The organism is Bacillus sp. ABR (genome assembly GCF_056172715.1).
On the sequence record NZ_JAOYSL010000001.1, the window covers coordinates 843,010 to 854,755 of the forward strand.

Consider the following 11,746-nt stretch of genomic DNA (forward strand, 5'->3'; position numbering starts at 1 on the left):
ATTTTTCGTTTTGGGTCTTTTTGATTAAATAGAAGTTAACTAGGTGCATAAAACTCCTCTAAGGTTTTCGTCATATCATCAGATGCGGATTGTAAGATGGCATCTTGCTCTAAAATCGCTGTTCCTTGTGCTCGGACAATATGAAATTGTTGAAAGCCCATCAAGTTTTGGAATATTTCTTTTAGGTAATGATGCGAAAATTCCAGAGATGTATATCGATCGTTATTTGTGAAAATTGAGCCGCTTGCTTGAAGCAAAAGTACACGATAATCGTTAGTCATCAGACCAACAGAACCATTTTCTGTATATTTGAACGTTTCTCTCGCAATAAAGACATTATCTATATAATCTTTCATTCGTGAAGTCACATTGAAATTATGAACAGGTGACACGATCACAATTCGATGATGTGCTTTGAATTGAGCCAATAAAGCAGATGACGCAGCGGCGATTTTTTCTTCGGCAGCCGTTAATGCTTGTTTGGATGCTTGCTTATCCCAAATTCCTAGCAGCTGTTCTTTTTCGATACGAGGAATTTCAGTTCCATATAAATGCAAAATGGTTGGTTCTTCATGAGGAAACCTTTCTTTAAACTGTTTTAAAAATAGTGTTTGCAGTTTGTTTGAATAACTTTCTCGATGAGTGAAATCTGGGTGCGCGTTAATAATTAATGTTTGCATGTACATGCTCCTTTTCTTTTGATAAGCTGAGTATAAATGATAAAGGTGACAAAAGAAGTCACCTTTTTAAGAGGGAAAACAAATGAAAAAATCAGAACGATTAAACCAAGAACTTATTTTTTTAAATGATAAACACTTTTTTCAGTTAAAGGATTTACAATGCGAATTTGGCATTTCTAAAAGGACGGCTTTAAGGGATATAGAAGAGCTAGAGTCAATGGGCTTAGCTTTTTACGTTGAAAATGGCAGACACGGAGGATATCGATTGGTTAATCAATCTCCATTGGTTCCTATTTATTTCAATATAGAAGAAGTCCAAGCTATTTTTTTCGCTCTTAAAGCGCTAGACCTGGTGTCAGCAACACCATTTAAAAAATCCTACTCACAAATTCGGCAAAAGCTGTTTGCCACAATGTCTGATGAGAGAAAGCAAATGATTACGGAGACTTTGGATGTGATTCATTATTATAATGTCGCACCAGTTAGTGAACAAAATCATTTGGAATTGATTTTACAGGCGATGATGGAAGATCAAATAGTGAAGCTGACGTACACTCAATATGAAAATAAATGGATGAGGCTGCAATTTCTTGAGTTGTTTTATCGAAATGGCATTTGGTTTACTCAAGCATATGATGTTCAAAATAAAAAGTGGGGCATCTATAGATGTGACTTTATGAAGGACATGGTGATTGAAGAAGAAATCAGAGACACATTTACAAAGGAAGAATTAAAAGAACTGCAACTCGAATATGAAAAAAATTATCATGATATCTCATTTAAATGTCGATTAACGGAACAAGGAAAAGAAAAGTTTTTGAAGCATCATTACCCAAATATGAAATTGGAGATCGTTGATCAGATTCCTTATATTGTGGGTGGGTACAATCAAGAAGAATTATCATATATGACACACTATTTGATGTCATTCGGGAAACATGTGAAAATTGAATACCCAGATGAATTGAAAGAAAGTTATTTGAATCAATTGCGAGAAGTGATTGACCAGTATTGAATCACAAAAAACTAATATACTACAGAAAAGGCGAACCATTAAAGTTCGCCTTTTCTCACTCCTTTTAACTACTATGATGTCAGTTACTTCGCCACATGCATTGTGCTTGTTTTCGATTTATCATCGACCTTCCCATACGTCAGCTGACGCCAAATAAACTCCATCGGACCATATTTAAACCGCTTTAACCATAGTGTACTGAAGAGCACTAGGAATACATAAACCCCCAGCCCAATCATGAACGTGCCAGCTGGCTGAAGATGATTGGCAAGTCCGGCTCCATATTTCAGAAATAGCATTGTGCCAATGATGGAGTGAAACAAATAACAGGTCAGTGACATGCGTCCGACTTTGGTAAAGACCATCAAAGCACCTCGCAGCTGAGGAACGTGCAGAAACAGCATCGCAAGTGTACTCATATAAAACATACTGCCAGTGAATCCCCCGTTTTGTTCCAGAGCAGTGGCAATGTTCACCCAGAGTGTATTTTCAAAAGGATTGACCGCTAGAATGATCGTACTGCTTTGTGTGATGAGAAACGCGATTGTACAGATGACCCAAATGCGATTCCAAATCGCTTTTTTCGCCTTCATGTTTTTGAAAAACTTCATTCTCACAAAATACACACCAAGTAAAAACATGAAGAACATAGAATAGACGGTGGAAAAAGAACTGGAAGCCATTGTGACCATGTCTGTCCACCGATCACCAATAGATGCTAAATAAGTCAGACTGTTGTGGCTGGTCAGCTCGAAATCAGCAAAATCCGGCTTGCCTGATGCTGTGTTCATGGTATTGAACAGCATCGTGAAAATAGGTGTGAGCAATTGAATCACAAAGAGTGTGATCAGCCAGTATAGGATGGTTTTGGCTGTTCGTTTGTAAAAGAAAAGCAATAAAAAGCCAGCGACTGCATAATAGGCCAAAATGTCACCAATCCAAACAAAGGTCAAATGCAGAAGGCCAAATCCTAAGAGAATGGTTAATCTGCGGGCAAACAGCTTGTTCGGACTGTCTACCTTCTGAGCAGCTCGGTCCATAAAAATCATAAAACCAACCCCGAATAGAAAGGAAAACAGTGTAATGAATTTCCCCGAGGCAAACCAATTCACCACATTGTGAAAGACATCATTTGACTGCATGTCAAATCCCTTGGCCGAATCCACGATCAAAAAGTAATTGACTAGAATAATCCCCATTAAGGCGAATCCTCGTACGATGTCCAAGAAATGAACCCTTTCTCGCAGACTCATCGGTTGTCCGTGTGCTACTTTGTTTGCATTCATATCCATGCTCCTTTTCTTGTTATGATAAATGTCATTCGGATCAATTCATTGATCCTTACAATGAATCAATATACGGCTCAATTCTTAACAATTTATGAAGATCCAATTTTTTGAAAATAAATGTGACAAATTGATGGCGTATGCTCAACTTCATAAACTGTTAAGGTTTATGCTGTATCTTTTCACATAGCTAGATGATATATAGTAAAGACATAAAAGAAAGAGCATCACATTACATGAGGTGAGAGACATGACCCATCGAATATTAGTCGTAGAAGATGATCAGGATATTGGTGACCTTCTGCAGGAATCCCTTTCACGTGCAGGATATGAGGTGCTAAGAGCGATGAATGGCGAGCAAGCATTGAAGTTTGTGGATGATTCGCTCGATTTGGTGATTTTAGATGTGATGATGCCTGGGCTCTCAGGCATCGAAACGTGCCAGCACATAAGAGCCTCATCTAACGTTCCGATTCTATTTCTGACAGCCAAGTCGAGCACATTCGATAAAACTGAAGGATTACTTGCCGGTGGGGATGATTATATGACAAAGCCCTTCTCAGAAGAGGAGCTTCATGCTAGAGTCATTGCACAATTACGCAGGTATACCGTCTATCAGGAAAAAAAGGAGCAGGAAGAGACCTTTCTTGTTGGGGGCAAGCTGAAGGTAAGTGAAGAATTTAATGAAGTATGGAAAGAAAACCAGCAAATTAAGCTGTCTGATCTAGAATATCGGATGTTAAAGCTGCTCATGAGCAGGCGAAACAAAATATTTTCTGCTCAAAATATTTATGAAAGCGTGTGGGGGCAGCCCTATTTCTATTGTTCCAATAATACGGTGATGGTGCATATTCGAAAGCTTCGAGCCAAAATTGAAGATGATCCTGCACGTCCTGAATATATCAAAACTGAATGGGGAAGAGGATATCGATTTGGCACATCCACATCGTAAATATACACTGGCCAAAAAGCTGGCACTGTTGATTTTGGCGGCTGCAATCGTAAGTGGTATTGTCTTTTTGACACTGCAAAAGATCACCAATGATTTGATCGATGGATATTTGAGTTCAGACGAGTATTACGAGCAGGAGTCAGCCAAGTATATACAAAAATTCAGCCGCTACGTGTCTGAGAATGAGCTGTCTTCAACGGATCGAAAAGCGTTTGGTGAGTGGGTGAAAAAAGAGAATTACATTAATTTGACCATTTTCAAGGATCAAGTGCTGCAATATGACTCTATTTATTCCGCTGCCGATGAATCGGCGTACGGAAAAGAAAGGATGACCCAGTACGCTGAACACCATTCGTATCGGGTTCAGTTTAGCGACGGTAATGGCCGCGTCATGGTGGATGGTTTCTATTCATCTCGTTACCACGATCTTGCCTTTACACTCGAGCTGCTCGGGGCGACGCTTATATTTCTCCTCATAGTTCTTCTTGGCATTCGCAAAAGTCTGCGCTACCTGCAAACGATTCATCAAGAGATTCATATTCTTGAAGGCGGAGAGCTGGACTATGAGATGACGGTAAAAGGGCATGATGAATTAGCGATGATTGCCAAAAGTATTGAGGATCTGCGAAAAGCCTTTTTAGACAAGCTTCAAGCCATTGATGTGCTGCAAGAAGAGAGCCGCAGCTTGGTCACCGAAATGTCCCATGATATGAGGACACCGCTGACGTCGTTGATGATGAATCTGGAGTTTGCGAAAAAAGAAGAGACTGGAGCGGATACCCGTAAAGATCAATATATAGCGAGTGCCTACGGGAAAGCACTGCAATTAAAAAATCTGTCTGACAATCTGTTTGCCTATTTTCTGTTGGATAAAGAACATGAATTTGAGCTTGAGACCGTTGCAGTCAAAGAGGTGATTTATGATCTCCTGTCAGATCAGGTGGCCATTCTGCATCAAGAGAACTTTAAGGTTCATCTTTTAGGAGAACTGCCTGACAACTATATCAATGTGAATGTCGAGCTGCTTGGCCGAGTATTTGATAATGTGATGTCCAATTTACGGAAATACGCAGATCCCAAAAAGGATATCAATCTCACGTTTTTATCGAATCAAGAAATCTTTGAGATTCATGTCAGCAATGCGATAAAAGAGACAAAGGTCACGCCGGAAAGCAATGGACTTGGTGAACGAAGCATCAAACGAATGATGACCCGCATGCACGGGCAGTTTGAAAGGATAGAAAGGAACGATGTTTACTACATCGTGCTGCGATTTTGGAACATCAAAATGTAGAAAACCAATGAATATACTGGAATGGAGAGACAACTCAATGAAACGATTCAACAACTTCCAAAAGATACCTGATCTCTTACAAGGCCTTCTCAATATCTGTCTGTTCTTTTTGGCCATCGCTTTAAGTGTTCTCTTAATCAGTGAAACATGGTACATTGTCCAATTTGTTTATAAAACACTGTTCAACAAAGGAGAAAGCTATTATGGAATGCTTGGGGAACTGCTGATCTTCTTTATGTACTTTGAGTTTATTGCCTTAATTATTAAATACTTTAAATCCAACTTTCATTTTCCGCTTCGCTATTTTATTTATATAGGGATCACAGCAGTCATCCGTTTAATTATCATTGATCATGAAGAGGCGGTATCGACCTTCTGGTGGGCGCTGGCCATTCTTGCTATGACCTGTGCACTCTTTATCGCGAGCAAAAGAGATGCTGCTCAAGAGCATGAGGAAGTGAAGTAAGGAAAGAAGACGAACGATGGACGTTCGTCTTTTGTGCATTCATAAAGAGATGTACAGTATGATGAAAGGCGTTTGACAAAGCACCGACTTTATTGACATGTTCTTATGGTATGCTTTAGAAAAAGTAAGACCTTCCCTCTGCAGGATATGAATGAATAGGATGCAGGAAGGAGGATGACTAATTCGGCTTAGTCATTCTCATTTCTGGCTAAAGGAGCGAAATCAATTGACACACACCAAGACAGAACCATTCTCGTTTACAAGTATGCAACAAGCAGCCTCTGTACATATTCCAGAAAGACAATTCATTTCATCACATGATGGTACAAGCCTTGCGTATTATCCATTTTTATCAGAAAAGAACACGCAGGCCAATGTGATCTTGATTCATGGCGGTGGTGCTCATAGTTTGGCTGGTTATGAGCATATCGCTTACACACTGCAACATGATTTTCACGTAAATGTATTTTTACTTGATCTAAGAGGCCATGGCCATTCACAAGGAAAAAAAGGGGATACACCTAGTGTCACGGATGTATGGCAAGATATGTCGCAGGTTGTGGATGCCATTAAACAGGATCATAAAGGTGCCATCTACCTTTGTGGCCATTCTTCGGGAGCGGGCCTGCTGCTTAACTACTTGTCTTGGCCAAAAAAGAGAGAAGTAGACGGTTATTTTTTTATTGCACCTGAATTTGGCTATAAATCAGGTACTGCAAGGGCTGATCAAATTCCCTTTGCCACCGTTCAAGTATGGAAGTTCATTCTGTCTGCGATGACAAAAGGGAGTCTAATGAGTCATTCTGAAGCGGTACGTTTTCATTATCCTGCATGGGCAGTTGAGCAGGATCCGCTTCTGTTAACGACTATCACCGTCAATCTATCTCTTGCCTTAACACCATCTGCACCTAAGAAACAATTTGCGAAGATGGATCGGCCGTATGGCATGTTTGTAGGCAGCAAGGATGAGCTGTATGACGTCGAGACATTTCTCCCCTATCATGAGCTGCCGAAAGAACCAATCAAAAAACAATCAGTCTATCAAGTGCTGGAAGGACATACCCATTTGTCGATTTTACTAGAATCGGGAAAACAGATTGGCAGGACGATCCAAATGTGGAATCCTTCTATTTAGTATGAACAACTAGTCAATACTCTCCCATTTAATTAAAAATTTACATTGACACCATCCTTTTCTATGATAAAATCATAATGTGATAATGAGAATCGTTATCAAACGAAATGACTACATATAGAATGGATAGGTGAGGTACATGTTCAAGAAATCTTTTTGGTCGCTATTAGTTGTGCTCTCCATCGTTTTACTTGCAGCTTGCGGCAGCAATAGCAGTGACGGCAAGTCAGGTAATAAAGAGAAAACAAGGACTGTTGAAAGCGCTATCGGTTCAACTGACAATATTAAGGATAAACCAAAGCGTATTGTGACGCTGTACCAAGGAGCAACGGATGCAGCAGTCGCTATGGGCATTAAACCAGTGGGTGTTGTTGAATCATGGCTTGAAGCACCTACGTATAAATATTTAAGAGATGACTTAAAGGATGTTAAAATTGTTGGGCAGGAAACACAGCCAAACTTAGAGGAAATTGAAAAGCTCAAGCCTGATTTGATCATTGCATCAAAAATCCGCCACGAGCAAATTTTTGATCAGCTGCAAGAGATCGCTCCAACTGTTGCAACAGAAACAGTGTTCACCTTTAAAGATACAGTGAAGTTGATGGGTGAAGCGTTAAATCAGGAAGACAAATCAAAAGAATTGCTGACGAAGTGGGATGACCGCGTCGCTGACTTCAAAGAAAAAGCGAAAAAAGACATCAAAAACTGGCCAATGAGTGTGTCTGTGGTCAACTTCCGTGCAGACCATGCTAGAATCTATCAAACTGGTTTCGCAGGGTCGATTTTAACAGAGTTAGGCTTTAAAGGACCTAAGAATGTCAAAGATAAAAAGCAAGACATTATTACACTGACAGACAAAGAGAGCATTCCGCAAATGGATGCAGATGTGATCTATTACTTCATGGATGATCAAGATAAGGCGGTTGAGAAAGCATATAAAGAGTGGACGAGTCATCCTTTATGGAAGCAGCTTGATGCAGTGAAAGCGAAACAAGTGCATAAAGTAGATGAAATCACTTGGAACATGGGCGGCGGTATTATCGCTGCAAACATGATGCTTGATGATATTTACGATCGTCTAGGAATTGATAAATAAGTCATAACAGAGGAGAAAATGTGAACATACCATTTTCTCCTTTTTTCCATAACAGATTGAAAGCGGGAATTAGATGAGAAGTTTATTAAAAAAGGATTCAAGCAAGGCACTGCTTTTTGCTGGATTCATTGTGTTGATGTTGGTCTTTTTTATGCTCAGTATTTCCCTTGGGCAAACCTCAATTTCCCTCAAAGCCACCATCCATGCTTTTCTTCAATTTGATGAATCGGATCCAAACAGTGTGATTGTCATGACATCCAGATTATCAAGAGCATTAATCGCAACGGTCGTTGGATCTAGCCTGGCGATTTCAGGTGCACTCATGCAGGCATTGACGAGAAATCCGCTTGCGGCGCCTGATTTATTAGGAATTAATGCAGGTGGACTCTTTTTTATCGTGATTTCGATTGTTTTCTTTTCAACAGAGTCGTTAACAGGCTATATGTGGACAGCCTTTCTAGGCGCAGCGATTGCAGGGATGCTCGTTTTTCTATTGGGTTCCATTGGAAGAGATGGATTGACGCCGGTCAAAATTGTCCTTGCAGGTGCGGCGATATCTGCACTGTTTGCGTCTTTTACACAAGGTCTTTTAATCGTGAATGAACAGTCGATTCAAAGTATTTTGTTCTGGATGGCTGGTTCAGTGTCTGGAAGAAGCATTGATATGTTAATCCCTGTGTTACCTTATATTCTCGGTGCGACTATTGTGGCGCTGCTTCTAGGACGTTCTATTAATGTTCTTTTGTCAGGAGATGATATTGCCAAAGGACTTGGACAGCGTACATTGCTGCTGAAAATCACGATGGGTGTACTCGTCGTCTTTTTAGCAGGTGGTTCGGTCGCTGTTGCCGGTTCAATTGGTTTTGTTGGTTTTCTTGTGCCGCATATTGTGAAAAAGCTTGTCGGACCTGACCACCGCTGGGTACTGCCGTATTGTGCCGTTGTGGGGGCGTCGCTTTTACTTGCCGCGGATCTGGCGGCTCGTTTTCTGATCATGCCGCAGGAAGTGCCGATTGGTGTCATGACGGCGGTAGCAGGAGCGCCTCTATTTGTTTATCTCGTGCGCAAGGGGTTGAAGACAGGTGGCTAAAACATATACAGTGCGTTCTAAAGGCGGGCGCATTTCATTTCAATTTTCAAAGCGAACATTTTTGATTTTACTTTTATTGACGGCCATTGCCTTTGGTTTATTTATTCTCAGTCTCAGTATGGGAAGCCGGTTCATTCAGCCGGTGGATGTGCTGCTTCATTTAATCGGTCAGGGAGAGGGCAATTCCTTTGTGTTAAATACGCTGAGGATTCCACGAACGCTGCTGGCTGTCTTAGTCGGAGCCTCCCTTGCGGTATCAGGGCTTATTTTGCAAGGATTGATCCGCAACCCGCTGGCATCTCCTGACATCATTGGGATTACGAGTGGTGCTTCGTTTGGTGCGATTATGTTCATCGTCTTTTGGATGGGCACTGTGCCTATTGCTTATCAATCCTTATGGGCGATTGCCGGTGCTTTTGCGGTATCGTGCCTAATCTATTTGCTGTCATGGAAAAAAGGGGTCAAACCGATCACACTTGTCCTAATGGGAATTGGGATTTCTGCCATTATGAAGGCATGTGTGACGTTTACGCTTGTTCTTAGTGATACGATGACAACGACAAAGTCATATATCTGGCTGACGGGCAGCTTATATGGTTCTACGATGAAAGACGTCACGGCGATGCTTCCTTGGGTGATGATTATTTTACCGATTGTCATGGTGTTAGCAAGAACGATGAATGTAAAAGAACTTGGAGATGATCTTGCAACAGGTCTCGGGGTAAAAGTGCAGGCGAAACGATTATTCTTTCTCCTGATGAGTGTGACATTGGCTGGTGTTGCAGTCGCATTTGCAGGCGGCATTGAATTTGTTGGACTCATGGCGCCGCACGTTGCACGGATGATCATTGGACGTTCATTCATAGCACTTGTCCCAGCATCTGCGCTTGTTGGAAGTATTCTTGTGATGCTGGCTGATCTTGTGGCTAGAACCGCATTTCTACCGTTAGATGTCCCAGCAGGTGTATTTACGGCAGCTATTGGTGCACCGTTCTTTATTTATTTGTTATATCAACAGCGCAATCGATAAACAGAAGATGGGGGTTTTGATATGAGGCCAGAGTGGGTTGAGAGAGAATTACTTGATTTCGGGGTACACATCACAAATGGACCAATGACATCTGATCGCACACTTGCTGCGCTTTTTTCAGAAGCAGCCGTCATACGTTTATTAGAAGCTGAAAAGGAAGCGATGCATGCACCCAATCTTGCGGTAGCAGCTTCTATGTTTTCAAAGCGGTATGCCTATTTAGCCGTCAGTTCCTCTTTGTATTTGATGACGCTGTATGACGGTGTCTATCAGTTTTCACCAGCAGCATGTGCATTTAGAGAGGATCGGAAAATTGAAGTGGATGAGGCGGCGTGTTCATTTGTTCCACTAGAAGGAGATCGGCATGAGTGGAGAGAGAAGGTTGTACGTGCGCTGTTTACGGAGTGTGTCACGCCTCTTTTAGACGTGCTGAACCGCACATCAAAACTCTCTTCTCGTATTTTATGGGAAAATGTAGCGGTTCGAATCAACTCTCTTTATCGAAGCATGATGCGGGAAGCGGAAGAACCTGCGGTGAAGCAGCGCGTGCGGGAGGATTATCTGTATCTAAAGCAGGCGGCTGGAGATGTATTTGGAGCTCAGCAAAATCCATTTCAGCACAGTTTAAACCTAGACGACAGCTTACTTGAAACATCCAACCGGAAAACCTGCTGTATGTATTATAAGCTTGAGAAAAAATCAGAGAGTCTTGATTATTGTCTTGTTTGTCCTCTTGAACAAAAGAAAGGCACTGCTTGCTCGTAGCATAGCAGTGCCTTTTTTTATTCCCAAATCCCACTTGCCCATTCAGGATGATCAATAAAAGGATTGCGGTTGTGCTGATACGTTTGATATATGATCTCATTGCGGTTCCGTTCGATTTGATCGACTGGGTCCTGCTTGTGCCATTTGAGAAGCACAGACATTTTGCCGTGAAGAGGCGAGCTTCCATTATTCACTTTGTCGTTTAATTCTAAATCTGGAAAGCGGTCATCACCTTCGTAGCGAACCGCCATATAAAAGAGCATTCTCGCAACATCTCCTTTGACCCGGCTGTGAGGTTCGAAGGAGTCGCTATCGTAGAAATTGCCCGGCGCCCCTTTGTATTCATTACCGCCTGTATCAAAATCTAAATTTCCACGTGTGCTGTTCGTTTGCACATCTGTCGCACGAAGGTGGTGGAGATCTGTCCCAGGCCCCTGGCTTGTCCCAAAATTGCCATGAGACTTGGCCCAGACATGCTCTCTGTTCCACTGGCCGACATTCCCGCCATTCGCTTGCTTTGAGCGGGAGGCACCACTATAAAGCAGCAGCACATTGTTTGGGTTATTGGGGTCTTCATCTGTTTTCTTTAATGCATCCCAAACCTGGCTGTAGGATAGCTGCGTATGATCATCAATGATATCGTGTAAAGCTTTTTTAAGAGTGGGTCCTGATTTGCCAGTAGCAGATTGGTAATAGGAATCGATTTGACTTGTGGCGGCAGTTTGCGTTTGTTGTGCAGATGTTTCGTTTTGAAGCTGTAACGGGGAAAAGGTGATCGTTTGACTAGGTTCATTCAGATTGAAACCTTGAGCGTTTGCAGCTGAAGGCAGAGGAGCGGCGAATGTGCCGAATATCATGATTCCGGCGGCCACAGCTCCAAATAAAGTTCTTTTCATTCGATTTCCTCCTCGATAGGGAATGTATTCTCTTTATTTCT

Annotated in this window: 12 protein-coding genes; 9 read left to right on the top strand and 3 right to left on the bottom strand. The window is 41.7% G+C overall.

The features are described from left to right. Positions 1-35 precede the first annotated feature (35 nt). The gene (locus tag OIT90_RS04280; protein ID WP_474892281.1) at positions 36-680 is read right to left on the bottom strand and encodes an FMN-dependent NADH-azoreductase; all 645 of its coding nucleotides are present in this window, start codon (positions 678-680) and stop codon (positions 36-38) included. Positions 681-762: 82 nt separating this feature from the next. Between OIT90_RS04280 and OIT90_RS04285 the strand changes: the two genes are divergently transcribed. Then, positions 763-1,695 (top strand): helix-turn-helix transcriptional regulator, encoded by a 933-nt coding sequence (locus OIT90_RS04285; protein ID WP_474892282.1) that lies wholly within the window; start codon positions 763-765, stop codon positions 1,693-1,695. An 83-nt stretch (positions 1,696-1,778) separates the two neighbouring features. Here OIT90_RS04285 and OIT90_RS04290 read toward each other — a convergent pair whose 3' ends face one another. Next, positions 1,779-2,981: a DUF418 domain-containing protein gene (locus tag OIT90_RS04290; protein WP_474892283.1), complete on the bottom strand. Its 1,203-nt coding sequence runs from the start codon at positions 2,979-2,981 to the stop codon at positions 1,779-1,781. Positions 2,982-3,231: 250 nt separating this feature from the next. On the opposite strand from OIT90_RS04290, the gene OIT90_RS04295 reads away from it, so the two are divergent. The 8 genes from OIT90_RS04295 (at position 3,232) to OIT90_RS04330 (ending at position 10,809) form a co-directional block, all read left to right on the top strand. Further along, positions 3,232-3,933 (top strand): response regulator transcription factor, encoded by a 702-nt coding sequence (locus OIT90_RS04295; RefSeq protein WP_341040805.1) that lies wholly within the window; start codon positions 3,232-3,234, stop codon positions 3,931-3,933. Then, the gene (locus OIT90_RS04300) at positions 3,914-5,227 is read left to right on the top strand and encodes a HAMP domain-containing sensor histidine kinase (RefSeq protein ID WP_474892284.1); all 1,314 of its coding nucleotides are present in this window, start codon (positions 3,914-3,916) and stop codon (positions 5,225-5,227) included. Before OIT90_RS04295 ends, OIT90_RS04300 begins: the two co-directional genes overlap by 20 nt. A 37-nt stretch (positions 5,228-5,264) precedes the next feature. After that, positions 5,265-5,693, top strand: coding sequence for a phosphate-starvation-inducible protein PsiE (gene psiE, locus OIT90_RS04305; RefSeq protein WP_039181241.1), 429 nt, complete (start codon positions 5,265-5,267; stop codon positions 5,691-5,693). Positions 5,694-5,919: 226 nt separating this feature from the next. Continuing rightward, positions 5,920-6,828, top strand: a complete 909-nt coding sequence (locus OIT90_RS04310) for an alpha/beta hydrolase (protein ID WP_474892285.1) — start codon at positions 5,920-5,922, stop codon at positions 6,826-6,828. 139 nt (positions 6,829-6,967) lie between these two features. Next, positions 6,968-7,924: an ABC transporter substrate-binding protein gene (locus OIT90_RS04315; protein ID WP_039181238.1), complete on the top strand. Its 957-nt coding sequence runs from the start codon at positions 6,968-6,970 to the stop codon at positions 7,922-7,924. 73 nt (positions 7,925-7,997) lie between these two features. Continuing rightward, the gene (locus tag OIT90_RS04320) at positions 7,998-9,014 is read left to right on the top strand and encodes a FecCD family ABC transporter permease (protein ID WP_034282660.1); all 1,017 of its coding nucleotides are present in this window, start codon (positions 7,998-8,000) and stop codon (positions 9,012-9,014) included. Beyond that, positions 9,007-10,044, top strand: coding sequence for a FecCD family ABC transporter permease (locus OIT90_RS04325; protein WP_039181233.1), 1,038 nt, complete (start codon positions 9,007-9,009; stop codon positions 10,042-10,044). The genes OIT90_RS04320 and OIT90_RS04325 overlap by 8 nt, the downstream gene beginning before the upstream one ends. Before the next feature lie 21 nt (positions 10,045-10,065). Then, on the top strand, positions 10,066-10,809 hold the full coding sequence (locus OIT90_RS04330; RefSeq protein ID WP_151284726.1) for an IucA/IucC family C-terminal-domain containing protein: 744 nt from the start codon (positions 10,066-10,068) through the stop codon (positions 10,807-10,809). Positions 10,810-10,826: 17 nt separating this feature from the next. Here OIT90_RS04330 and OIT90_RS04335 read toward each other — a convergent pair whose 3' ends face one another. Continuing rightward, the gene (locus OIT90_RS04335; protein ID WP_474892286.1) at positions 10,827-11,705 is read right to left on the bottom strand and encodes an endonuclease I family protein; all 879 of its coding nucleotides are present in this window, start codon (positions 11,703-11,705) and stop codon (positions 10,827-10,829) included. Positions 11,706-11,746 lie beyond the last annotated feature (41 nt).